The following is a 25,249-nucleotide window of genomic DNA, read 5'->3' as shown; positions in this document are numbered from 1 at the left end:
GCCAAAGAGGAACACAGCTCTCTCTGATTTGATCATAACGCGCAAGCAAACAAAAAGGATGCAGGCTTTTTATTCCGCATCCTTTTTGTTTTTTATTTTTTCAATAAAAAATCAGTTAATATTTTCTTATGAAATCCGGGAGCTCCGGCAAACACGCTGTTCGTTTTCATCATGTCCAGTTCTTGTCCCCATAAATTGGTTACAACGCCGCCTACTTCTTCCACTAACACTTTTCCAGCAGCAAAATCCCATGGGGACAACCTCATTGTTAAATAGCCTTCAAGTCTGCCTGAAGCTACATAAGCAAGTTCTAAGGCAGCTGATCCATAAGAACGAGTCCCCCTTACTCTCGAAGCTAAGCTCACTAACTTCTTTTCATCAAAGTACCTGTTTTTTACAAGCCAAGTCGCATTAATGGCAATGAGGGCTTTTTCAACCGGCACTTCTGTTAACGCAGGCAGCCTTACCCCATTCATATAAGCGCCATTTCCACGCTCTGCATAATACAGCTCATCATGCGCCACATCGTAAATGTATCCTAACCGTCCGATACCGTTTTCATAAATGCCGATTGAAATAGCAAAATGGCGCTGTTGGTGTATGAAATTCATTGTTCCGTCAATTGGATCAATAATCCAAACAATCCCCTCCAGTGACGCTAATTCATCCCCTTGTCCTTCTTCTCCCAAAATAAAGTGGCCGGGATACGTTTTTCGAATATTCGAGATAAAAAACCGTTCCGTTTCTTTGTCAATATTTGTTACTAAATCGTTCGGGTTTGATTTTGTCTGAATACTTAAAGAATGCTGAAATGATTCCCGAATTGAACTCCCTGCCTCCATGATCCACATCTTCACCTGCTGGTCGATTTCCATCCAATTCACCATAACTGTTCCTCCACTGTGGAAAATTATGTAACGTACACTATATACATAAAATTATAGTATATCTCTCTGCTTTTGCAAAACAAAAACGGCCCCGCTTTCTTGATACGGCGAGCCCGTTTTTATTAATTGACTTTCACTCATCTGTCGTCTCCCTTGTTGACTGCTCCTCTTATGCTTTCATTTTCATCATTTGCTCACGAAGGACATTCAGCTTCTCCTTTGACAATTTTATTTGATGGTTGTTTCTCTCTTCCATCGCTTCAAAGAGAACAGCCAATTCATAATCCAACTCTAAACGGATAACAGCTAGTTTTTCTTTTGACTCTGTCTGTGTGTTCATTCCATTCATTACTTGTCTCATTCGTAAGCACTCCTTTTTGTTTTGCTGTCACTCAAATGATATTGAACTTCCTTTTTGAACCCCTGCTTTTGTTTGTTTTATTTGCTTCTATTGCATAGTATTTCTATTTACTCATTTTTTTATGATAAAATATCTTCAAATAAGAAAGTAAAAGAATAGTTTATGCGTGTCACTCGCTTTCATCGAGACGGCTTTCCATTCTCTTGTTCACTTAAACGCTTATATAAAAATCATGCAGAAAATATTTTTACTACTTATATGTAACTATTCATTTCCCAAAATCAACGCTGAATAAACTTGAATAAGGAGTGTTAGCAGCATGTTATTCCAAGGATTCGATTCACCTGACTTTGACACATTTAAAATAGATGGACTTGACGCTAGAATGGAGGCGATTAAAGAACGAGTTCGCCCGAAGTTTCAAATCATCGGCGAAAAATTAATAGAAGACCTTTCTGTACTTGCAGGAAACGAAATGTTCTTACATATCGCAAAGCACGCCCGTAGAACGGTCAATCCTCCAAAAGATACATGGCTTGCCATCGCAGCAAATAAGCGCGGATACAAAAAACACCCGCATTTTCAAATTGGATTATTTGACGATCATGTTTTCATTTGGCTTGCTTTCATTTATGAATTGCCTAACAAAACAGAAATCGCAAAAAACTTTCTCGAAGAGCTGGACCTCCTAAAAGAACTTATCCCTAACGAGTATGTCTTATCGATGGACCATATGAAGAAGGACGCGGAATCAATGGAAAAGCTGGGCGAAGAAGGTTTGAGAAAATCACTCCAACGATTCCGCGACGTAAAAAAATCAGAATTTCTGATCGGCCGTCATATCCAAGCAAACGATCCCGTATTGAAAGACGGGGAAAAATTCCTTTTCCTTGCAGAAGACACGTTCAAGACACTCTTTCCACTTTACCAATTATCATTTCAACAAAAATAAAGCGTCTTGGCATATGTGCCAAGACGTTTTTAGCTGTAGACAATTTCTATTTATATCCCCAAGCTAAAGCTTTTCATGTTCTTACTTCATTTTTACTTTTTCACCTTCAGAAGCTGCCTTCATTTGCTGTACAGCACGGTAAGACGAGTATCCGCTCACCTCTTCGAACTCATTACATAGCTGCTTTTCTTCTGATTTACTCGGAACGATTTCTTTAAACCGACGATAGGCAGCCATTAATTCTTCCCTGTCAATTCCTTTCTCATATACCCGTTCGATCGCTTCAAAAAATTTAACCACATCAATGACTTCTTCCGTTGACCAGTGCGTTGAAAAAGGATAAGAATAATTCATCCGTCACACCCCCTTTCCCTTCGCTTGCCTTTTACCCAAGATGATTTTCTTCTTTTGCATATTATTGAGCTTGCTAGGCAAACCTTTATGAACATGCTATAATCTTTTTGCTTTTATACAAATGTACTTGTACAAATAGTTACGTTATAACAGATGAGGTGAAAAGTAAATTGTCACAATTCGATACACCATTGTTTACCGGGTTAAAAGCCCATGCGGCAAAAAACCCTGTACAATTTCATATTCCAGGCCATAAAAAAGGCAGCGGAATGGACCCGGAGTTCCGCCATTTTATTGGTGAAAATGCACTTTCTATTGATTTAATTAATATATCACCATTGGATGATCTCCATCATCCTCATGGAATGATTAAGCAAGCCCAGGACTTAGCCGCTGAAGCATTCGGAGCGGATCACACTTTTTTTTCAGTACAAGGTACGAGTGGAGCTATTATGGCAATGGTAATGGCTGTGTGCGGACCAGGAGAAAAAATTATCGTTCCCCGGAATGTTCATAAATCGGTTATGACAGCGATTGTTTTCTCAGGAGCTGTCCCGATCTTTATTCATCCTGAAATTGATGCAGAGCTCGGAATTTCCCATGGTATTACAACAGATTCCGTTAAGCGGGCATTACAGGAACACCCAGATGCAAAAGGACTTCTCGTCATCAACCCAACGTACTTTGGCATTTCGGGGGATTTACAGCAAATCGTTGACATTGCTCATTCATTTAATGTCCCTGTTCTTGTTGACGAAGCACACGGCGTTCATATTCACTTTCATGATGAATTGCCGATGTCTGCTATGCAGGCAGGCGCAGATATGGCCGCAACGAGCGTTCACAAACTTGGTGGTTCATTAACTCAAAGCTCTATTTTAAATGTAAAAGATGGTCTCGTTTCATCGAAGCGTGTACAAACTATTTTAAGCATGATGACAACGACATCCACCTCTTATTTACTGCTCGCTTCTCTTGATGCTGCCCGGAAGCGCCTTGTTACTGAAGGGGAACAGCTGATTGATGAAGCCATTCATTTGGCACGCTCTATGCGTAAGCAAATCAACGAAATTCCCCATCTGTATTGTGCAGGGGAAGAAATACTCGGATCAAAAGCCACTTATGACTTTGATCCAACAAAATTAATTATTTCAGTAAAAAAACTAGGTATGACTGGGCATGAAGCAGAGAATTGGCTGAGAGAGAATTATAATATCGAAGTAGAGCTATCCGATCTATATAACATCCTTTGTATTGTTACACCTGGTGATACGGAGAAAGAAGCAGACCTTTTAATCCGTGCGCTTGCTCATATGGCCGATGTTTTCGAAGAAGCAGAACAAAAAGTTCATGCAGAAGCACTCCTGCCGGACATCCCATTATTAGCATTGTCACCGAGAGATGCTTTTTACGCAGAAACAGAGGTTGTGCCATTTGAAGAATCCGCTGGACGGATTAGTGCTGAATTTATCATGGTCTATCCTCCTGGCATTCCAATCTTTATTCCAGGAGAAATTATTACAGAAGAGAACTTAATTTATATTCGTAAAAATCTTGAGGCCGGTCTTCCTGTTCAAGGACCGGAAGACTTTCATCTAAACACATTACGAGTTATTAAAGAGCGGAAAGCAATTAGCTAACCAAAAAGCAGAACGAGCCGTTTTATATACAAAGAGGCAGCCTGAAGGTGTTTCGCATAGACTTTGTCTACATCAGCAGGCTGCCTTCATTCATTTCAACACAAGCTTATTTACACCACAATGGATGCTGTTATTTCCATCATCATTTAGCTGCATTCATGACTAGCACGGGTGCTGATCGTTTTTGCACACTATTTCTTAAACCTAATTGACCGTATTCGTTGGAACCCCAGGTGTACACCGCACCGGCAGATGTAAGCACGACTGTATGATTCTGCCCGGCCCCCGATTGAACGATATTTTTCAAACTGACTGGTACTGGGACATTGGTATTTTGACTTGGTGACCATACGTCATATATAGGAGTTTCACGTCCATTTCCTAGTTTTCCATACGTATTTTCTCCCCACGTCACTACATTTCCGTTATTCGTAATGGCGATACTATGGCGATTTCCCCCGTCCACTTGAAGAATATTTGTGACGTTCCCTTTATTATTGATTCCTTTCACTGGAACCGGATAACTTTTTATTCCTTCACGCAGACCGCTGCCCAGCTGACCTGTATCATTGTCACCCCATGACCAGATCGTGCCGTCTTTTTTCACAGCCAGACTATAATATGTTCCTGCTGCAATCGCTTTTACATCAGTCAAGCCATTCACCCTATAAGGAAGAACAACATTATTCATTAATTGTTGGCCTGTTTTTCCATTGCCAATTTGCCCGCGTTCATTGTTGCCAAATGCCCAAACCGTCCCGTCTGACTTCAACGCAAGTGTGTGATAACGGCCGCCTGCAATAGCAATTACTTTATTTAGTCCTTTTACTTGTATAGGTGTCGTAATTGTGGCTGGTTTCGTCGTACCGTTCCCTGCTTGGCCATAGTTGTTATTTCCCCATATCCATACAGTGCCATCCTTCTTTAAAGCAATCATATGTTCTTCACCAGAAGCAATATCTTTCACATTCGTAATAGGTATCTTATATGGAATTGGCTTAGGTCCATAAACAGAAGCCAAAGGAGATCCCCACATCCAAACCGTACCATTTGATTGCAGAGCAAGTGAATAGTTATAACCCGCCGCAATATCCACTACTTTGTTCAATCCTTTTACTTGTACTGCTTTAAAACTATTAACAGTTGTTCCATTCCCCAGCTGGCCGGTTTGATTCCATCCAAACGTCCAAACCGTACCATTTTTCTTTAATACTAACGTATGGTTTTCACCCGTTGCAATCGCTGTTCCAGGAATGCCTTTAATTGGCGGCGGCTGTTTTCCATTTACTTTTACTTGGATCTCTATCGTTAATCCTTCATATTGGGCTGTAATGATTGTTTGACCAGCCGATACGCCTGCAATCTTTCCTTTTGACACCGTTGCTATTTTAGGGTTGGCAGAATGCCAGGCAGCTAGGTTCGTTATATCCTTTTTTGTGTAGTCGGAATATTGGGCTATTAATTTAAGCTCCGCTGCTTTCCCTTGATCTACTGTAATAGATTTCTGCGCCACGTATAAATCTGTTACATAAGACTCGTCTACTTGCGGCTCATCGTCCTCATAGGGCAGTTCTACTTGTGAAGCATCCTCTTCGAGAACAAAAGAAAATTGAACTTTACTGGCTGATAGAGCATCAATTTTAACTTTTGCATATTTCCCGTTCTCTAATTGGATAAGATAAACAGCGTTTTGCTTCACTGTTAAACTCGTTAACGGATAACCCAGCCCGTCAGCAGGAAACTTCACACTGTTCAATGAAAGCGGTTCTGTCAATGACTGGTTCGTCATTTCAGCAATTTTTCTCGCACCGATATGACCATAACTATTGATCACAAAATCAGCTGCCTGCGCCTCTTTAGTCACGCGAACAGCATCTAGATCAAATCCGCCGCTTTTTAATGGATTTCCAGACCATTCTAATGTATGTGGATACAAAGGTTCATAAACGGCTCGTTGTACATCCGACCAATAAATAACGTCGTCCTTCGCCTGTACAGATGCGGATGAATTCCATACTTGAATCACTAAAAAACAAAAAGCGAAAACAATAAATGACAAGCTTTTTTTCATTTACCCATCTCCCTATTTTTCTATTTATTTGAAAATATTCATTTCTCTTCCTTTATCATAAGACAGTCTATTCCCTATTTTCAATCCTAAGTTATAGTACATTATATTCACTAAACAATAAAAAAAGAGACACCTATGCCCCTTTTGTCTTATTTATCTTACTCATTCATCTAACAACATTCAGGAAAAAATAAAAAACAGTTGAATCAACTGATAAACAACCTCCTTACCTGTCCAATAAAAGAGCATTATCGACACGGTAATGAACAAACCCTTCCTCTGTGAGCTGAGCATTTTCTGCGCTGCGGACATACAAAGATAAAAAAAGACGATAAATAAAAGTCCGTGAAACGTTTTAGAGTCTCCTTCAGACAGCCAGGCAGCCAGCGTATAAAAACTCCAAATCATCATATGAAAGATGAATATGAGATAATACTTCATCGATTTTCCGCCCATCTCTTCTTATTTTTAATCTTCCTTACACTTTCCTGTTGGTTTCGTTGGGAGCACTCACTTTCCCCTCCAATCAACAAAGCAGCACAACATTGCCTATTTTTAATACAGTTTATGGCTGCAACAGCAGAATTTTAACTAAATAAACATAAAAAATAGAACTGCCCAAAGGCAGTTCTATTTTTTATGTTTATTTTACGATATGAATCGGTGTTCCAAGAGCTACTTCCGCAGCTTCCATTGAAATTTCACCTAATGTTGGATGTGCATGGATCGTCATTGCGATATCTTCCGCTGTCATACCAGCTTCAATAGCAAGTCCAAGCTCTGCGATCATGTCAGATGCTCCAGATCCCGCAATTTGTGCACCAATAACCAATCCGTCTTCTTTACGTGTAATAAGCTTAACGAATCCATCCGTGCTGTTTAACGCTAATGCACGGCCGTTAGCTGCAAACGGGAATTTGGCTGCTGTGATTTGAATACCTTCTGCTTTTGCTTCTGCTTCTGTGTATCCGACAGTTGCTAATTCAGGTTCTGTAAAGCATACAGCCGGGATCGCTAGATAATCGATCTCAGAACGTTCTCCTGCAATTGCCTCTGCAGCAATTTTACCTTCATAAGAAGCTTTATGTGCTAATGGAGGACCTTGAACAATGTCACCAATTGCATAAATGTTAGATACGCTTGTGCGGCATTGTTTATCAATTTCAATTAATCCGCGTTCTGTAATTTTTACGCCAACCTGCTCAAGACCGAGCTCTGCTGTATTTGGTTTACGGCCAACAGTAACAAGTACGTAGTCCGCTTCTGCCTTTTCTTCTTGGCCATTCGCTTCATACGTAACAATGACGCCATTCTCAGTTTCTTCAGCTGATTTAGCCATTGCTTTTGTAACGATTTTTACGCCTTTTTTCTTTAAGTTACGTTTAACAAGAGCTGACATTTGCTTTTCAAAGCCGTTTAAAATCTCGTCCGCTCCTTCAAGAATTGTCACTTCTGTTCCAAGGTTAGCATAAGCAGTAGAAAGCTCAGCTCCGATATATCCGCCGCCGACAACGATCATTTTATTTGGAACTTCTTTCAATGCCAAAGCGCCTGTTGAATTAATTACGCGCTCTGAAAACTTGAAGTTAGGAATCTCAATAGGATGAGAGCCTGTCGCAACAATTGCATGGTTGAACTTATACGTTTGAGCAGAATTTTCGTTCATGACACGAAGCGTATTTGCATCTACAAAATAAGCTTCACCGCGAACGATTTCTACTTTATTTCCTTTTAACAGTCCTTCTACCCCGCCAGTAAGCTTCTTCACAACACCGGCTTTCCACTCTTGGACTTTTTCAAAATTAACTGTTACGTTTTCAGCTATGATTCCGATATCATCTGAATGTTTAGCCTGCTCATAACGGTGTGCAGCTGTAAGTAATGCTTTCGAAGGAATACAGCCGACGTTCAAGCAAACACCGCCAAGCTCTCCTTTTTCGACAATCGTTACTTTTTGTCCAAGCTGAGCAGCACGAATAGCTGCCACGTATCCGCCAGGACCAGCTCCAATGACGATCGTATCAGTTTCAATCGGGAAATCTCCTACTACCATGGTATTACGCCTCCATTAATAAAAGTTCTGGGTCATTCAATAAACGCTTAATATGATTAAGCGCATTTTGAGCTGTCGCTCCATCAATCATACGATGGTCAAAGCTCAATGATAATGCTAACACAGGTGCCGCTATAATTTCACCATTTTTTACAATAGGTTTTTCAGAAATACGCCCAATTCCTAAAATCGCCACTTCTGGATGGTTAATGACTGGTGTAAACCATTGTCCACCCGCTGATCCGATATTAGTGATTGTACAAGAAGCGCCTTTCATCTCGGCTGGAGCAAGTTTTCCTTCACGAGCTTTTCCTGCCAATTCATTAATCTCATCGGAAATCATAAACATAGACTTACGATCAGCATTTTTCACCACTGGCACTAGTAAACCTTTATCCGTATCAGCCGCAATTCCAATGTTGTAATAATGCTTGTGAACAATTTCCTCTGTTGCATCGTCAAGTGACGTATTTAAAGCTGGGTATTCACGCAAAGCACTCGTTAATGCTTTTACAACATAAGGAAGGAACGTTAACTTAATACCTTTTTCTTCAGCCACTGCTTTAAATTTCTTGCGGTGAGCCCAGAGCTTCGTCACTTCCACTTCATCCATTAATGTCACGTGTGGAGCTGTATGCTTAGAATGAACCATCGCTTTAGAAATCGCTTTGCGGATACCGCTCATTTTTTCACGTGTTTCTGGGAATTCACCTTCAGGAATAGCAGCAGCTGTACTTTTCGCTGTATCCGCATCCGGTTTTACAGATACTTCTTCCTGCTTGGCTGCTGGAGCTTCTACTGTCTTTTGGCCGCCGGCAATGAATTGATCAATGTCTCCTTTAAGCACTCGGCCATTTTTGCCCGAACCGGCTACTTGACGGATATCCACTTCGTTGTCACGCGCGTATTTACGAACAGATGGCATGGCCACAATACGACGGTTTGAATCAACCTCTGCTGGCTTTACCTCTGCTTCAGCTGGAACTTCTGCTTTGTTCACGTCCTGTCCCGCTTCCGCTGTCGATTGTACTTGCGCTTCTGTTTTATCGTCTCCATCTCCATGCCCTTTAAACTGCAAATCTTCATAGCCAGGCGCATCAATTTTAATCAGGACATCACCAACGATTGCTACTGTCCCTTCGCTAACTAAAATTTCTTCTACTGTTCCCGCCACAGGTGAAGGGATCTCTACTACCGCCTTATCATTTTGCACTTCACAGAGGACAGCATCTTCTTCGATTTTGTCACCTGGCTTCACAAACCATTTCACGATTTCCCCTTCGTGAATACCTTCACCAATATCGGGTAATTTAAACTCAAATGCCACAGTCTTCATCCTCCTCATGTAAATTCATCCTTTAGAGCTGACAAAAGCATACAAACAGATTTAGAATCTTCCGCTATACACTATACCTGTTATTAAAAATCGAGCACTTTTTTCGCTGTTTCGATAATATCTTTAAAGTTCGGAAGCCAAACAGGCTCAGCTTGTGAGAATGGATAAACCGTATCAGGAGCAGTCACGCGCAACACCGGCGCCTCTAGACTTAAAATAGCACGCTCGTTAATTTCCGCTACAACATTCGCCGCGATACCAGCTTGTCTTTGTGCTTCTTGAACAACGATGGCCCGTCCTGTTTTTTCGACGGAAGCAATGATCGTCTCAATATCAAGCGGTTGAATCGTACGGAGATCAATGACTTCTACAGAGTGTCCCTGCTTTTCCAATTCTTCGGCAGCTTTTATTGACTCGTGAACCATTGCGCCATATGTAATAATGGATAGATCCTTTCCCTCACGCTTCACTTCCGCTTTTCCAAGGGGAATCGTATATTCCTCCTCCGGCACTTCTTGGCGGAATGAGCGATATAATTTCATATGCTCAAGGAAAATAACTGGATCATTGTCACGAATCGCAGAGATTAATAATCCTTTCGCATCATATGGCGAAGATGGAATAACCACTTTCAAACCGGGCTGCTGAGCAACAAGTCCTTCTAAGCTGTCTGCATGAAGCTCAGGGGTAAATACCCCTCCGCCAAATGGTGAACGGATCGTTACAGGAGCAGAATACGTGCCTCCTGAACGATAACGAAGACGAGCTAATTGACCGCTGATAGAATCCATTACCTCATACACGAAACCAAAAAACTGAATTTCAGGAACTGGGCGGAATCCTTCTAAAGCAAGTCCTACAGCAAGTCCGCCAATTCCGGATTCGGCAAGCGGTGTATCAAACACGCGATCTTCACCGAATTCTTTTTGGAGCCCTTCTGTTGCTCGGAATACCCCTCCATTTACTCCAACGTCTTCCCCAAAGATCAATACATTTTCATCGTTCCCTAGTTCTGTACGCAGAGCATCCGTAATCGCTTGGATCATTGTCATTTGCGCCATAGCTTACTTCGACTCCTTCTCTTTATAAATTTCAAATTGCTCTTTTAAGTTAGCAGGCATTTCTTCATACATATTCGCCATTAAATCCGTCACTTTTTGTTTAGGTGTTTCATCTGCCAGTTTGATCGCTTCTTTAATTTCTTCTTTTGCCCGTTCAATAACAGCTGTTTCTTTCTCCTCATTCCACAAACCTTTATCTTCCAGATACTTACGGAAACGGACGAGCGGATCTTTCTTTTCCCACTCCGTATCCATATCGTTCGTACGATAGCGTGTCGGATCATCTCCAGCCATTGTATGAGGGCCATAGCGATAACACATTGTTTCAATTAAAGTAGGGCCTTCTCCATTCAGCGCGCGCTCGCGGGCTTCTCTAGTAACAGCGTAAACCGCTAACGGATCCATTCCATCGACAAGCACGCTCGGCATCCCTGCTGCGATACCTTTTTGGGCGATTGTTTTTGCAGCTGTCTGCACTTCACGAGGTGTGGAAATCGCAAACTGATTGTTTTGAACAATGAAGATAGCCGGCGCATTAAATGCACCTGCAAAGTTAATTCCTTCATAAAAATCACCTTGAGAGGAGCCGCCGTCTCCTGTATATGTAACTGCTACCGCTTTTTTACCGCGTTTCTTCAAGCCAAGTGCAACACCGGCATTTTGGATGTACTGCGCACCAATAATAATTTGCGGCGCAAGTACGTTTACCCCTTCTGGCACTTGGTTTCCGTGATAATGACCACGAGAGAATAAGAAGGCTTGATATAAAGGAAGACCATGCCAAACAATTTGAGGAACATCACGATAACCTGGCAACACCCAGTCTTCTTTTTCCAAAGCAAAGTGCGAAGCAATCTGCGAAGCTTCCTGCCCTGCTGTCGGCGCATAGAATCCCAGCCGTCCTTGGCGGTTTAGGGAAATCGAACGCTGATCCAATATTCTCGTATACACCATACGAGTCATTAATTCCTCGAGCTGCTCATCTGTCAAGTCAGGCATTGCATCTCGATTAACAACTTCTCCCTCTTCATTTAAAATCTGAAACATTTCAAACTGATCTTCAATCATTTCTAGTGTCTTCTTTGCATCAAATTGCGTTTTCTTTTTAACACTCATGAAAGCCACCTATCCTTTCTTTATTTATCACGCATCATTTTTCTGATTAAATCAGCTATTCCGATATTATCATGAATTCATTTATCATTAGTTCTGTACTAGTAGAAAATCCATAGAAACTAGTACAATCACATATTTCTTATGATAAGTCTATAATAAAAAACCGCTAAAAGTCAAACAAATTCCGCTTTTTAAAGGCAAGTTGTCCATTTCCCTTAATTCGATCCATTAAAACTGTATTACTCCACAAAACGGTCTGTATTATAAAAAAGTATTTTTTTCGAATCTGTTATAGAGTAGTTTTCTCTTCCTCATTTTTTTCTTTTCTTTTTACACGTATATCCTTTCCTTTTAAAAAAGAAAAAAACCGAGAAATTTATCTGCCCCCGGTTTTTGCTCTATTGATCCTGCTTTTTTTATTTTCTATACTTCAATTGACTCACCTTGCCGCTCCATCACAGCAGCATCATAAACAATAATCATTAATATAGCCTATTTTTTTACTACCCTTTTTTCTTCCACTAAAACCCCGCCTCTTTCGTTAACATTGTTTGCTTTTTTTGATAAACTATTTAGTAGACATCGTCCTATAGAAAGAAGGTACGTACATGATTACAATGAAAGACATCATACGGGAAGGCCATCCCGTATTAAGGGAAAAAGCAGCTGACGTCACTCTTCCGTTAAGTGAAGAAGATAAAAAAACAGCCGAAAGCCTGCTGGAATATGTTCAAAACAGCCAAACACCTGAAATAGCTAAAAAGTTTGGTTTGCGTCCAGGAGTCGGGCTTGCAGCTCCACAAATCGGACTATCCAAGCGAATGGTTGCCATTCAAGTATACGATGAAAACGGAACGCTGGTGAGTCATGCTTTAATCAACCCTAAAATCGTAAGCCATTCAGTAGAGAAGTCATATTTAACATCTGGAGAAGGCTGTTTATCAGTGGATCGGGATGTTCTCGGCTATGTCCATCGATACGCAAGAGTGACAGTAAAAGCACAGGATCTTGAAGGTAAAGAAATCAAATTACGCCTAAGAGGAGTACCCGCCATTGTTATTCAGCACGAAATCGACCACTTAAATGGCATCATGTTTTACGATCACATCAATCCGACAGATCCTTTCGCTATTCCAGAAGGGTCTTCACCACTTGAACGTTAAATATAAAAAAACTGACCCCAAAAAGTCATTAAAAACGACTTTTTGGGGTCAGTTTCTTTAGATTAAATATTTGAATATGTTTGGATCGTTTCAGTGAACATGAGAGAGCTTCCTCCCTTACTTCAAACCACTATTTTCCACTAGGTTGATTGTAGCGGAAAGCGAAGCACCTAAAGTGGAAATTAACACATCCTTTATATGAGTCTCAGCTCTTTAAGAGCCAAATAAATGCCATCTTCATCCACATCAACTGTCACCATATCAGCGATTTCCTTAACAGGCGGAAGCGCATTGCCCATTGCCACTCCTGTTCCTGCAAGTTCCAGCATTTCAATATCATTCAATCCATCTCCGAAAGCGTACACCTCTGCCGTTTCAAATCTTAGCCGCTCCATCATTTTCTTTATACCTTCCGCTTTGGAGCCGCCTGCTGGAAGAATATCAAGTGAATAAGGGTGCCAACGAATAAAAGAGAACTCTGGAAATTGTTCCCGATAAGGACTTTCCTCACTTTCTTCACAAAAAACAAGCGTTTGATATAAATCATTCTCTTTATAAAATTGGGGACTCACCTTAGGATAAGGGAATTTCAAACTAGAAATACTTTCTTCAATGTATGTATCACCAGAACAATTAGCCTTCATTACTTTCTCAGTCATATAGACAAGCGGATGCCCGCTCTGATCGGCATATTGCTTCAATCTGTCAAGTGCCTCCGCAGCAAGCGGATTCACATAAATCACTTCGCCTTCGAACACTACATATTGCCCGTTAAAACTGACAAATGAATGAATATCTAGTTCTTCTCTTAAATCTTCAAACATAAAGGGTGCTCTTCCGGTGGCAATGGCTGTATAAACACCATTATCCCTTAACAGCCGAACCGCTTCCTTTGTCTTTGGGGGCAGCTGTTTATTGTGATCCAGCAACGTCCCATCTATATCAAAAAAAACTATTTTTGTCATACAAACAGCCCCTTCTCTCCATCTATTCCCTCGTTCAACCTATCTCAACTTTTACTAAAAGTCAACGAAACCATACCTTTCTGGCGTTTATTACCACCCGTCTAAACAAATAATCATCCTTATATTTACTCATACTAATTAGCAGGCACGATGCAGGTTGATTCCATTTCTCTTTTTATTTAAATAAACTTGTGTTAAACTAATCCTAAGGAGTGATCCCACTATGTTAAAAAGGCTGAAAAAGAAGCTGGCTAAACAGTGGAGAGACATGCTCAGAAGAAAATCAATCGCATAATAAAGAATGGTGTAGCCCTTCCTTTATGAAGGGCTGTCTTTGTGTATATACCAAAAAGCTCGCATGTAAGCTGGGGACAATCGCTCGCTTTGTCACACGTTTTCAGTGAACTCAAAGGGGCCTAAAATAGATTTTTTCCATCTTTTGAATATCTTTATAAAATATATTTGGCAACATCAAAAATGTGAAAAACATGAAAAAAAAACAAACATTCTTTATAATAAGAAAAGTATAAGACAGACCGGCACGAAGGCAGTCAGCTTGTGACCTTGGGAGCTGGGCGCTGAAGGCAGATATAAAGAGAGCATAATTAACATAATGAGATGAACTGTTTACCTAGAATTTTCCAGGATTGCAGTTTTAATATATTAATCGGACAAGGAGAGAAACACATGATCTTTAAAGTGTATTATCAAGAAAACAATTCTGAAGTGGCTATACGGGAAAATACGAAAGCCCTTTATGCAGAGGCCGCTTCTGAACGGGAAGTACGAAATTTATTAAAAAACCGCCCTTATAACATCGAATACATCCAAGGAATTGAAGGTGCTTATTTAGCTTATGAACAACAATCACCAAACTACCGATTGGAGCAGCTATAATATATGAAAGCGGTAAAAAACGATCAAACAGCTGTTTTTGCCCTTGGCGGTTTGGGTGAAATCGGGAAAAATACTTACGCAGTACAATTTCAGGACGAAATCATTTTAATTGATGCTGGAATTAAATTTCCTGAAGATGAATTGCTCGGCATTGACTATGTTATTCCAGATTATACTTATTTAGAAAAAAACGCCGATAAAATTAAAGGTCTATTCGTTACTCATGGTCACGAGGATCATATCGGCGGCATTCCTTACTTGCTTCGCCAAGTGAACGTTCCTATTTACGGCGGGAAGTTAGCCCTCGGCCTCATCAAAAACAAACTGGAAGAACATGGATTACTCCGTCAAACAAGAATGCATGAAATCAATGAAGACGATGTCATTAAATTTAGAAAAACATCGGTCACTTTTTTCCGGACAACTCATAGTATTCCAGACTCCTACGGCATTGTCGTGAAAACACCGCCTGGAAGCATTGTGCATACGGGAGATTTTAAGTTTGATTTTACGCCAGTTGGTGAACCAGCCAATTTAACAAAAATGGCCGAAATCGGAAAAGAAGGAGTTCTTTGTCTATTATCCGATAGTACGAACAGTGAAGTACCAAACTTTACAATGTCTGAACGCCAGGTCGGTGAAAGCATTCAAGACATTTTTAGAAAAGTAGAAGGCCGAATCATTTTCGCTACTTTCGCTTCTAACATCCACCGGTTGCAGCAAGTCGTAGAAGCCGCTGTGGAAAACGGCCGAAAAGTAGCTGTATTTGGACGAAGCATGGAAGCAGCGATTAACATCGGTCAAGATTTAGGTTATATCCGCTGTCCAAAGGATACATTTGTTGATACACAGCAGTTAAATCGACTGCCAGCTGATCAAGTAACGATCCTTTGTACAGGTAGCCAAGGTGAGCCTATGGCTGCTCTATCGAGAATTTCCAATGGTACCCATAGGCAAATTCAAATTCAGCCTGGCGATACAGTTGTTTTTTCTTCTTCTCCAATTCCAGGCAATACAATCAGTGTCAACCGCACCATTAACGCCCTTTTCCGCGCTGGAGCTGACGTGATCCACGGATCGTTAAGCAACATTCATACGTCAGGACACGGCAGCCAAGAAGAGCAAAAGTTAATGCTGCGCCTAATCAAGCCTAAATTTTTCATGCCAATTCATGGTGAATATCGTATGCAAAAAATGCATGCGCAGCTTGCTGTCGACTGCGGTGTACCTGAAGACCACTGTTTTATTATGGATAATGGAGAAGTTCTTGCTCTCAGCAAAAACTCTGCGCAGCTTGCTGGCAAGGTTCCTTCAGGATCTGTTTATATTGACGGAAGCGGCATCGGTGATATCGGAAACATCGTACTCCGTGACCGCCGTATTCTTTCCGAAGAAGGTCTCGTGATCGTTGTCGTCAGCATTAATATGGAAACATATAAAGTGGAAGCTGGTCCTGACATTATTTCACGCGGATTTGTTTATATGCGTGAATCAGGTGACTTAATTTACGAAGCACAGAGTATGCTGAATAAACATATCCATCGTGTACTTAGTAAGAAAACCACTCAATGGTCCGAAATCAAAAACGAAATTATCGACACGCTCTCTCCTTTCCTTTACGAGAAAACGAAGCGCCGTCCGATGATTCTCCCAATTATTATGGAAGTATAAAACAAAAAATGATGCAGTCGTCGACTGCATCATTTTTTCTAACAAGGACAGCTCTTATGCCGCTCTCCTTTAACCATTCATTGCTTTTTGCTCAAAACGGTTAATATCTGAATCTGCCCCAATAACAATTAGGATATCTTCCTTCAAAATCTTTTCATCTGCCTGTGGAGAAACGATAATTTCCTTTCCTCTTTTAATCGCTACAATATTAATCCCGTATCTTGCACGAATATCTAAGTCCATTAAAGTATGCCCTGCCAGCACACTGTTCGCTACAATCTCCATAATGGAATGTTCATCGGATAGCTCGAGATAATCAAGAACATTGTTGGATAGCATATTATGAGCAATTCTTCGGCCCATATCCCGTTCTGGATGTACAACATGATCGGCACCAATTTTTCTGAGTACTTTTTCATGATAATCATTTTGCGCTTTGGCCGTCACTTGCTTTACGCCAATTTCTTTCAACATCAGCGTCGTTAAAATACTTGATTGAATATCGTCACCAATCGCTACAATCACATGATCAAAGTTCCGGATGCCGAGACTTTTTAAGACCGATTCATCGGTTGTGTCGGCTACAACAGCATGTGAAGCAATAGCAGCAAACTCATTGACACGATCTTCATCTACATCAATCGCCATTACTTCTACTCCCTGCTCAGAAAGCGCCCGGCAAATACTGCCGCCAAAACGGCCTAAGCCTATTACTACGAATTCTTTTTTCACATGAATTCCTCCACTATTTCAATGAAGTTAACTACTCCCTCATTCTACCATAGAAACAATCCTCTGTATGATTCATTTATCTCTTTTTTCCTTTCACGTAATCCGCATCAAATAAGAAAAGCTTCATCAGCAAATAGAGTGACGGTATCAACAAAAACAGCCCCAACACAAAAGCGATAACGAGCGCAGTCGCCATCGTTTCATTCGTCACACTTTCATGAAGAATGATATGCGGATACAAAATGTACGGCAGGTGAGACGCTCCATAGCCAAAGAAAGCGAAGAAAAATTGCAGCATCACTAAAATAAAAGCGGTGCCGAATTTTTTCTTTATATAAATTAAATACGATGCAATCATAAAACAAAGAAGAGACAGAGCAAACATCCACCAATACTCACCTACTGCTTTGTCAAAATGAATAGGATTATGCTCCCGAAGCGAAACGAATACAAGAAGACTCGCCGCAATCGTCGGCGGACTCCATAACAAAGCAAATTTACGTAAAATTGCCCTCGCTCCCCTATCATTTGCACGATCAGCATAGTAAGTTAAAAATGCGGAACTAATAAACAAAACCGAAACAATGGATAAAGCTACTACACTCCATGAATATGGACTCGTAAATAACTCCTTCGCCAAAAAAATAACTTTGTCCCCTTCTGTCTTTAAAAACCCGCCTTCAGAAATTGTTAAAGCTGTAGAAAGTGAAGCAGGAATTAACAAGCCTGTCGCTCCGTATAAAAACAAATAGGCGGTATTATTTCGTGAGCCATAATTATTAAACGCATAAAACGATCCACGAATAGCGAGCAAGATAACAGCTACACTTCCTGGAATGAGAAGAGCTGTTCCAAAATAGTAAGCCGTGCTCGGAAAAAAACCTACGATCCCAACGAAAAAAAAGACGAAAAAGACATTCGTTACTTCCCAAACCGGTGACAAGTATCTCGAAATGAGATCATTGATCAAGTGATCCTTTTTTGTTATTTTTCCGTAATAGGCAAAAAAGCCAGCACCGAAGTCGATGGATGCAACAATTAAATAACCGTATAAAAACGTCCATAGAACAGTAATACCGAGAAGTTCTAAATTCATTTTTTCTCATCCTCCTCCACTTTATTAACGGTTTGGAAAACGTTGTTCCAGTTCAGCTTCGGCCGGTGCATTTTTAAACATACGAATCAAAACGACAGCACACAGAATGCCTAGTACTAAATAAAGGAGGGCAAATAGAATAAAGGTTAATCCAACCCCATCGCTAGTTGTAGCAGCTTCAGACACTTTCATGTACCCTCTCAATATCCACGGCTGACGCCCTACTTCCGCATAAATCCAGCCGAATTCAATCGCTAACATAGCAAGTGGTCCGGAAGCCGTAATCATCCATAGCAGCGGCTTATTTAACTCATTAAACCGTTTTACTTTGTCCATTAAAATATAAACACCCGACACTCCAAGGATAAAGAAGCCAATGGTAACCATGAGATCAAACATATAATGAATCCACAGCGGCGGACGTTCGTCTTTAGGTATATCATATAGCCCGGTAACTACTGTATCAAATGAACTTCCCGCTAAAAAACTTAAAAAGCCCGGGAGACGGATTTCATTTTTTATTTCATGATTTTCATCAATCGTTCCAAACAAAATTAAGTCAGCATTTTTTTCTGTTTCAAAATGCCACTCCGCAGCTGCCAACTTTTCTGGCTGTTCCGCCGCTAAAAACTTGGCGGATACATCACCCGCCACTGCTGTTAAAATTGAAAAAATAAATGTGCAAATCACCGTTAAGCGCAGGGCCTTTTTTTCATACGCGCCGCGCTTTCCTTTAATAATCGCAAAAGCGGCGATGGCTGCCAATATGGCTGCTGCAGTCATATAAGAGGTAGTAATCACATGAAACACTTTGGACGGGGTAGCTGGATTGAACATCGCTGCTATCGGATCAATGTTCACCGCTTTGCCATTTTCCAAATCAAAGCCTTGCGGGGTATTCATAAATGCGTTAACCGTCGTAATAAACAACGCGGAAGCAGAAGAACCGATCATAACTGGGATGGTTAAAAGCCAATGAGTCATCTGATTTTTAAATCGATCCCATGTGTATAAGTAAATACCGAGGAAAATAGCTTCAAAAAAGAAGGCGAATGTTTCCATGAACAACGGTAAAGCGATGACCTGTCCGGCTACCTCCATGAAACTAGGCCAAAGCAAAGATAACTGTAAGCCAATGGCCGTACCTGTCACAACCCCAACAGCTACTGTGATTGTAAAACCGCGTGCCCAACGGCGTGCCAGCAGCAAGTAATAGGGATCACTTCTTCTAATCCCGATAAATTCAGCAATAGAAATCATTACTGGAATACCGACACCGATTGTGGCAAAAATAATGTGAAATATCAATGTCATTGAAGTCAACATTCGGCTGAGCATAACACTATCCAATTCCATAAAGAAACCCCCTTCTCTTACATTATCTCATTTTTATATTCCCTATTATCTCCATTGTAAGTGGTTAATATATAAAAGAATTAAACCTTATCGAATATTTTGTGACATTTTTCACAATCTGACACACAAAAAAAAAACCAGCTTATTAGCTGGCTTTCAGGCTGTTGAAACGCCCGCTTTCTTCACTCCGTCCCTCGTCAGGCTTCGTTCGTTAAAAGCAAAATGTTTCCAACCGGCCTAAAGATATATAAAATAGGCGCGGTCTATACTTTGAAATGACTTCTTTTATGCTTCGCTTTTCTCCGTTTCTCCTAACACGCGATTTACGCGTTTTTCAAGCATTTTCATGCCGCTGCCGCCTGCTTGGAAGTGACGAAGGTTACCGTCTTTATCGAAAACATAATAAGCAGGCACATATTGGTTTTCAAATGCTTCAGTCAATTTATGCTCACTGTCTACAAAAATTGGCTGAGAAATCCCATGTTCTTTCGCTGTTGCCTCGATTTGTTCCATATTCAAATCATCTTCAGAACGAGGCATATGAACGGCTACGACATTTAATTTGTCTTTATATTCATCCCGGAAGTTATTTACTTGCGGCATTGCTTCTTTACATAAGTGACAGCTAATAGACCAGAAATGAATAAGTGTTGGCTTTTCGCCGACCAATTCGTCTTTTGTCACTTCTCCATTCAACCAGGCTGTTGCACCATTTAATTCTGGCATCGGTTCTCTTAATTTCATTGAATTAACCTCCTTCTAATACTTAAGATCCAATTTTCCTATACTTTCAAAGGCCTAACTTATTCGTTAGGCCTTCTGTTTGTTATGCTCATTTATTTCTCTATAAAAACTCTTATAGAGTTTTTTGTCCTGGCTTCCAGTTAGCAGGGCAAAGTCCACCTGTTTGAAGTGCTTGAAGCACGCGAAGAGTTTCCTCTACGTCACGGCCAATGTTGTTATGATTTACTACTTGATATTGAAGTTCACCTTCTGGATTAATGATAAACAATCCACGAAGTGCGATTCCTTCTTCTTCAATTAGTACACCGTATTCACGGGAAACAGTATGGTTTGTATCAGCAGCCAATGGATATTTAAGCTCGCCAAGACCATTGTCTTTACGATCTGTATTGATCCAAGCTAAGTGAGTATGAATTGTGTCAGTAGAAACACCAATCACTTCTGCATCTAAATCTTCAAACTCATCATAGCGATCAGATAAAGATGTAATTTCTGTCGGGCACACGAAAGTAAAGTCCATTGGGTAGAAGAACAATACTGTCCATTTGCCGTTTTTCATGTTTTCTTCAAGACTTACTTTTCCAAACTCTTTGTTAGCCAATACTGCGTCCATTTCAAAACGAGGAGCTTGTTTACCTACCATGCGTTCTGCCATTACTAAAATCCCTCCAAAAATAAATATTGATTATAAATGAGAAAGTAAGAGTTATTTTCTCAATTACTTTCCTTATCACAATTTCATTATAATTGATACAGAAATTCACGTCAACAATTATTTATAATAATTTTAAAAAAGAAATTAATATAAACAATTACTTAATTAAAGATAGGCTTTATCCAACTCCCCTGTTGACTTTCGCTCCAATCAACAATAGTCATTCACATAGCCTAAAGATAAAAAAATGCTTTTTACTGTTTCTTCCTACTCATCCTTTTTAAGCGCTTCCTATTCTATCAACGGAGGAAAAAGCTCCCCCTTTATCGCTAAGAATTTCACTTTATATCCAGTGTAACATGATCTTGCCTTCTGACAAAATAATAACCTTCTTCAACGAGCAAATTATATGAACTGCCGAGAAAGCGGCTGTTCCTTCATACTTTTTTTCACACTTGGCTTTGTTAAGCTTCTCTGTTGATTACGTCCGGAACCCCCATCGCTGCTGCGGGGTCTTACGTGGACACGTCTTTTGCACAGGAGTCTTGTGTCTTCCTCGTATCAACAAAAGAGTAAAACAACATTAATCATTCACATAGCCTAATCCTTAAACTCTTCTACTACTTCAATAAATGCCTGAACTTGCTTGAGCTCAAATGCAGACTCGTATCCAAGCAGCCACGTGTCCCGGCTGAGAGGTCGCTGGTCCTCATCCAGCAAAAGCAGTTTATATACATCCTCTTCTGCTTCATCAAGTGTGATTGCCGGCAAAATAGCATAGCCTATGCCATTGAAAGCCATCTGTTTGCATGTTTCTATCTGATCAACAATAATAGATTGCTTAGGTGCCATTTGAAACTGGCGGTGCCACCATTCTTGTATCTCTTGATAATAATTGGAATCACTTTTAAATTGAATAAACGGTTTATCCGTCGTTAGGACTTCCTCCACATGCTGGATCTCCTTGTCTACTAAATACAAATGATCCTCGAAAAGGTGAATCTTTCTCCCTTTCCATTCCGGGGTCCCGCGAATAATACCGATATGTACTTCTCCTTCATAAAGAGCTTTTGAAATTTCACTGCTCCAGCCGGTCATTAATGAAATTTTAGCATGGGGATACTTTTTAACAAATCGCTTTAATACTTGAGGCAGCCAATTTTGGCCTACAATGGAAGCACAAGCAATTTTAAGCGTACCGTGTACCTCCGATTCAAGTGCTTGAATACTCTCGAGCACCTTTTCTCTTTTTTCTACTACCTCGCCAGCAAATTGAATGATAATTTCTCCGGAAGGCGTTAAAGACAAACCTTTCGTAGAACGGTTAAATATTTTGGTTCCCCAATTTTTCTCTATTGTTTGCAAACGCTGGGACAAAGCAGGCTGCGAAACAAACAATCGCTGCGCTGCTTTTCTCATATTCATCTCTTCTGCTAGAATCTTCAATACTCGGAACTCCGAAAACAACACTTTACTCCCCCCAAACCGTAAGTGGCTCACTCACCTTTCTTTAACAACAATAAAAAGAGAAATGAAAATACGGCAAAAATGAACACAACGACATAAATAGCATGCAGTGAATAAGATAATCCTTCCTGCAGAACACGGAACACACTGGCGGAAAGTACCTCGCTTTTTTTCCCGAGCAGCTGATTGATAGAATCAATCGATAAAGAACGCATGCTTTCATCAGGCTGGTTGTTCAAGAATGACTGCAGACGGCTATTCAAAACACCCCCGAGCAGCGCTGCACCCACAGTATTTCCTAAATTCCTCATAAACATGTTCGCTGCTGTGGCCGCACCGCGCTGGTCCCATTCCACTGAATTTTGAATAGAAACAATAAAAGCTGTCGATGTAAGCCCCATGCCAACTCCTACAAAGAAAGAGGACGCTGCTGCCCACCATGGACCACTTTCAGCATTCATAAAAACAAACAGCAAACTGCCAAAAATAAGCGACAAACCGCCGATAATGGTTGTTTTTCGATAACCGATCGATAACAGCATTTTCCCTGAAAGCGTAGAAGCAATCGGCCAGCCGATCGACATCGCCGTTAATGTAAATCCAGCTACCGTAGCACTTTGTCCCATGACTCCTTGTACATAAGTAGGAAGGAAGCTGGAGATGCCAATTAACATGACACCAGTCGTGAAAGAAACAATATTGGCAATTAAGATCGAGCGCACCCGCCAAAGATTAAACGGCATCATCGGAGAAACAGCCCGCCTTTCGATCCGGATAAACACGATAAAGGCAGCTGCAGAAACAGCAAGTAAACCCACACTTTGTCCAGATAACCACGGAAAGCGAAAACCGCCCTCTACTAATAAAAACATCAGGCTTGAAATAGAAAGTAAAAATACAAACGTGCCGGCATAATCAATTTCGGGCTTTTTCTTTTCAATATTTTCGTGTAAAAACATAAATAACCCGCTGATAGCAAGCACACCTAAAGGGAGATTAATCCAAAAAACAAAACGCCAGCTCACGTATTCCACTAGAAGGCCGCCAAGCGCTGGACCTGTCACCGCTGAAATTCCCCAAACACTGGATAGGTATCCCTGCACTTTAGCCCGTTCTTCTTTCGTATAAATATCTCCAACAATCGTAGTGGCAATTGGCATCACAGCCCCTGCCCCTAAGCCTTGAAGCAAGCGAAAGAAAATAAGCTGTTCCATTGAATTAGCCAAACCGCAGAGAAAAGAACCAACTAGAAAAATCAAAATGCCGATGATTAATACAGGCTTACGTCCAAAAATATCGGAGAGCTTCCCATAAATCAGGACAGTAGCTGCATTCATTAACAAATAAGAAGAGAATACCCAGCTGTAAAGAGTAAAACCTCCCAAATCAGCTACGATTGCCGGCATAGCAGTAGAAACAATCGTCGCTTCAATCGCTCCCATAAACATGGCGAGTATGACGGCTGCCAATACGAACGGACGCTTCGTTAATTTTCTGTTTTTACTAAATGCCTTGTCCATTTTATTCTGCCCTCCTTACAGACTACAAACAAAAAAAACCGGTCCCTTTAAGAGTGATCAAAAAAGCTTTCGCCTTTTCAATTCACTCTCTTCATAAAAGGGAATCCGGCCAGAATTAAAGTTGTGATTTACTTAAGCTGATCCACATGATAATTCAGATGCTTAAGAATGACTCTTCTCGTTAGTATCCCCTGAAACACTCCCTCTTCATCCGTCACACATAAAAAAGGATGATTGATTAATAGCCCAAGCGCTTTTCGAAAGTGGTCATGAACAGTAAGCCACGGCTTATCAGTCGCCATGACTTCTTCCACTTTCATGTGTTCCAGTTTTTCAAACTCGATCCTTTCCAGTCCGAGAATTGCCTCCGTGATTCTTGGCGAGCTAATTAATCCTTGAAGCCTGTATTTAGCATCCAAAACAGGAATAGCTGTATAACCGCTTTTCGTTAGAACTAACAAAGCGTGCTCTAAATTATTTCCAGGCTGTACGTGGGCGACTTTCTCAGCAGGAATAACATAATCCATTATGTTCGTCTGAAGTACGTCTTTACTCTCAAAAGAAATCATCTGACTACTACCCCTTTACACTTTTCTAAGCGCTTTCTTTTTATGAATACGACTTCCCGCACTCCCCATTTGTCTAAGGTGCTTCTTTAATTATAGCAAACTTTTCTCTAATATTTCCATGATCGTCCAAAAACCCCGCTTTTCCTTTTAAGCAGGGCCGAAAGAATGTATTACTTTTGCTTCTCTTCCTGTAGAAGCTCGAAAATTTCAATGGCTGTCATATCAATATCATCAAAAGGGTACTTGCTGGCCTTTCCATCTTTATCGTATACCTCTAACTCAAATGTATCTTTTCCCGGGAAAAACTTCACCTGACATAAAGTCTTGCCGTTCACTTCAAACAAGCGCTGTTGGACTTCTCCTGTTTCCCCGCCTTCTTGTAATGATTTTAATCGTTGGATAATACCTATTAATTGTGACATAAAACTAATCGGCCCCTTTCATATTGCTATCCAATATTTATTTTGATTTTTGACTGTCCCGTATCTGTTTGTTATAAAATAAATAGGCAAAAGAAATATACCACACATCGATTTCATATCCAACCATTTTATTTTTATTATTATATTCAAGAAAAACAAAG

At 40.6% G+C, this 25,249-nt stretch carries 23 protein-coding genes; 5 read left to right on the top strand and 18 right to left on the bottom strand.

Going from position 1 to position 25,249, the window contains the following annotated elements:
- Nucleotides 1-92: 92 nt before the first annotated feature.
- Together QYG89_RS04110 and QYG89_RS04105 are read right to left on the bottom strand one after the other, a co-directional pair.
- Nucleotides 93-887 (bottom strand): inositol monophosphatase family protein, encoded by a 795-nt coding sequence (locus QYG89_RS04110; RefSeq protein ID WP_404314856.1) that lies wholly within the window; start codon nt 885-887, stop codon nt 93-95.
- A 169-nt stretch (nt 888-1,056) separates the two neighbouring features.
- On the bottom strand, nt 1,057-1,248 hold the full coding sequence (locus tag QYG89_RS04105) for a hypothetical protein (protein ID WP_404314854.1): 192 nt from the start codon (nt 1,246-1,248) through the stop codon (nt 1,057-1,059).
- Nucleotides 1,249-1,567: 319 nt separating this feature from the next.
- On the opposite strand from QYG89_RS04105, the gene QYG89_RS04100 reads away from it, so the two are divergent.
- A complete protein-coding gene (locus QYG89_RS04100) occupies nt 1,568-2,200 on the top strand; it encodes a YktB family protein (RefSeq protein WP_404314852.1) in 633 nt (210 codons plus the stop codon).
- A gap of 81 nt (nt 2,201-2,281) precedes the next feature.
- Here QYG89_RS04100 and QYG89_RS04095 read toward each other — a convergent pair whose 3' ends face one another.
- Nucleotides 2,282-2,554, bottom strand: a complete 273-nt coding sequence (locus QYG89_RS04095; protein ID WP_404314850.1) for a UPF0223 family protein — start codon at nt 2,552-2,554, stop codon at nt 2,282-2,284.
- Between the two features lie 170 nt (nt 2,555-2,724).
- Here QYG89_RS04095 and QYG89_RS04090 point away from each other — a divergent pair, with 170 nt between their 5' ends.
- Nucleotides 2,725-4,194 carry an aminotransferase class I/II-fold pyridoxal phosphate-dependent enzyme gene (locus QYG89_RS04090; protein ID WP_404314848.1) on the top strand — a complete coding sequence of 490 codons (1,470 nt, stop codon included), beginning with the start codon at nt 2,725-2,727 and terminating at the stop codon, nt 4,192-4,194.
- A 142-nt stretch (nt 4,195-4,336) separates the two neighbouring features.
- Here QYG89_RS04090 and QYG89_RS04085 read toward each other — a convergent pair whose 3' ends face one another.
- The 5 genes from QYG89_RS04085 to pdhA all read right to left on the bottom strand — a co-directional run bounded on the left by QYG89_RS04085 (nt 4,337) and on the right by pdhA (nt 11,831).
- On the bottom strand, nt 4,337-6,265 hold the full coding sequence (locus tag QYG89_RS04085; protein ID WP_404314846.1) for an RCC1 domain-containing protein: 1,929 nt from the start codon (nt 6,263-6,265) through the stop codon (nt 4,337-4,339).
- A 643-nt stretch (nt 6,266-6,908) separates the two neighbouring features.
- Nucleotides 6,909-8,318, bottom strand: a complete 1,410-nt coding sequence (gene lpdA, locus QYG89_RS04080; protein ID WP_404314844.1) for a dihydrolipoyl dehydrogenase — start codon at nt 8,316-8,318, stop codon at nt 6,909-6,911.
- Nucleotides 8,319-8,322: 4 nt separating this feature from the next.
- Nucleotides 8,323-9,645 (bottom strand): dihydrolipoamide acetyltransferase family protein, encoded by a 1,323-nt coding sequence (locus QYG89_RS04075; RefSeq protein WP_404314842.1) that lies wholly within the window; start codon nt 9,643-9,645, stop codon nt 8,323-8,325.
- 92 nt (nt 9,646-9,737) lie between these two features.
- Nucleotides 9,738-10,715: an alpha-ketoacid dehydrogenase subunit beta gene (locus tag QYG89_RS04070; RefSeq protein ID WP_404314840.1), complete on the bottom strand. Its 978-nt coding sequence runs from the start codon at nt 10,713-10,715 to the stop codon at nt 9,738-9,740.
- Nucleotides 10,716-10,718: 3 nt separating this feature from the next.
- Nucleotides 10,719-11,831: a pyruvate dehydrogenase (acetyl-transferring) E1 component subunit alpha gene (gene pdhA, locus QYG89_RS04065; protein ID WP_404314838.1), complete on the bottom strand. Its 1,113-nt coding sequence runs from the start codon at nt 11,829-11,831 to the stop codon at nt 10,719-10,721.
- Nucleotides 11,832-12,439: 608 nt separating this feature from the next.
- On the opposite strand from pdhA, the gene def reads away from it, so the two are divergent.
- Nucleotides 12,440-12,994: a peptide deformylase gene (def, locus tag QYG89_RS04060; protein WP_404314836.1), complete on the top strand. Its 555-nt coding sequence runs from the start codon at nt 12,440-12,442 to the stop codon at nt 12,992-12,994.
- A gap of 194 nt (nt 12,995-13,188) precedes the next feature.
- On the opposite strand, the gene QYG89_RS04055 is transcribed toward def, so the two are convergent.
- On the bottom strand, nt 13,189-13,959 hold the full coding sequence (locus QYG89_RS04055; RefSeq protein ID WP_404314834.1) for a Cof-type HAD-IIB family hydrolase: 771 nt from the start codon (nt 13,957-13,959) through the stop codon (nt 13,189-13,191).
- 687 nt (nt 13,960-14,646) lie between these two features.
- Between QYG89_RS04055 and QYG89_RS04050 the strand changes: the two genes are divergently transcribed.
- Together QYG89_RS04050 and rnjA are read left to right on the top strand one after the other, a co-directional pair.
- Nucleotides 14,647-14,856: a DNA-dependent RNA polymerase subunit epsilon gene (locus QYG89_RS04050; RefSeq protein ID WP_404314832.1), complete on the top strand. Its 210-nt coding sequence runs from the start codon at nt 14,647-14,649 to the stop codon at nt 14,854-14,856.
- Nucleotides 14,857-14,859: 3 nt separating this feature from the next.
- The gene (rnjA, locus tag QYG89_RS04045; protein WP_404314830.1) at nt 14,860-16,527 is read left to right on the top strand and encodes a ribonuclease J1; all 1,668 of its coding nucleotides are present in this window, start codon (nt 14,860-14,862) and stop codon (nt 16,525-16,527) included.
- Between the two features lie 69 nt (nt 16,528-16,596).
- Here rnjA and QYG89_RS04040 read toward each other — a convergent pair whose 3' ends face one another.
- From QYG89_RS04040 to QYG89_RS04000, 9 genes are all read right to left on the bottom strand, one after another.
- Complete coding sequence (locus QYG89_RS04040) at nt 16,597-17,259, bottom strand: potassium channel family protein (RefSeq protein WP_404314828.1); 663 nt, start codon at nt 17,257-17,259, stop codon at nt 16,597-16,599.
- Between the two features lie 76 nt (nt 17,260-17,335).
- Complete coding sequence (locus tag QYG89_RS04035) at nt 17,336-18,355, bottom strand: cytochrome d ubiquinol oxidase subunit II (RefSeq protein WP_404314826.1); 1,020 nt, start codon at nt 18,353-18,355, stop codon at nt 17,336-17,338.
- A 24-nt stretch (nt 18,356-18,379) separates the two neighbouring features.
- Nucleotides 18,380-19,711: a cytochrome ubiquinol oxidase subunit I gene (locus QYG89_RS04030; protein WP_404314824.1), complete on the bottom strand. Its 1,332-nt coding sequence runs from the start codon at nt 19,709-19,711 to the stop codon at nt 18,380-18,382.
- A 285-nt stretch (nt 19,712-19,996) separates the two neighbouring features.
- Complete coding sequence (locus QYG89_RS04025) at nt 19,997-20,455, bottom strand: TlpA family protein disulfide reductase (protein ID WP_404314822.1); 459 nt, start codon at nt 20,453-20,455, stop codon at nt 19,997-19,999.
- A 112-nt stretch (nt 20,456-20,567) separates the two neighbouring features.
- On the bottom strand, nt 20,568-21,110 hold the full coding sequence (locus QYG89_RS04020) for a peroxiredoxin (RefSeq protein WP_404314820.1): 543 nt from the start codon (nt 21,108-21,110) through the stop codon (nt 20,568-20,570).
- A gap of 600 nt (nt 21,111-21,710) precedes the next feature.
- A complete protein-coding gene (locus QYG89_RS04015) occupies nt 21,711-22,580 on the bottom strand; it encodes a LysR family transcriptional regulator (RefSeq protein ID WP_404314818.1) in 870 nt (289 codons plus the stop codon).
- 26 nt (nt 22,581-22,606) lie between these two features.
- Nucleotides 22,607-24,097: an MDR family MFS transporter gene (locus QYG89_RS04010; RefSeq protein ID WP_404314816.1), complete on the bottom strand. Its 1,491-nt coding sequence runs from the start codon at nt 24,095-24,097 to the stop codon at nt 22,607-22,609.
- Nucleotides 24,098-24,225: 128 nt separating this feature from the next.
- Entirely contained in the window at nt 24,226-24,666 is a 441-nt protein-coding gene (cbpB, locus tag QYG89_RS04005) for a cyclic-di-AMP-binding protein CbpB (protein WP_404314814.1), read from the bottom strand.
- A 170-nt stretch (nt 24,667-24,836) separates the two neighbouring features.
- Nucleotides 24,837-25,088 (bottom strand): YkuJ family protein, encoded by a 252-nt coding sequence (locus QYG89_RS04000; protein WP_404314812.1) that lies wholly within the window; start codon nt 25,086-25,088, stop codon nt 24,837-24,839.
- Between the last annotated feature and the right edge of the window lie 161 nt (nt 25,089-25,249).

It is taken from the genome of Bacillus lumedeiriae, from assembly GCF_044891285.1.
GTDB classification, from domain to species: Bacteria; Bacillota; Bacilli; order Bacillales; family Domibacillaceae; genus Pseudobacillus; species Pseudobacillus lumedeiriae.
This window is presented reverse-complemented; position numbering and strand designations above follow the sequence as displayed.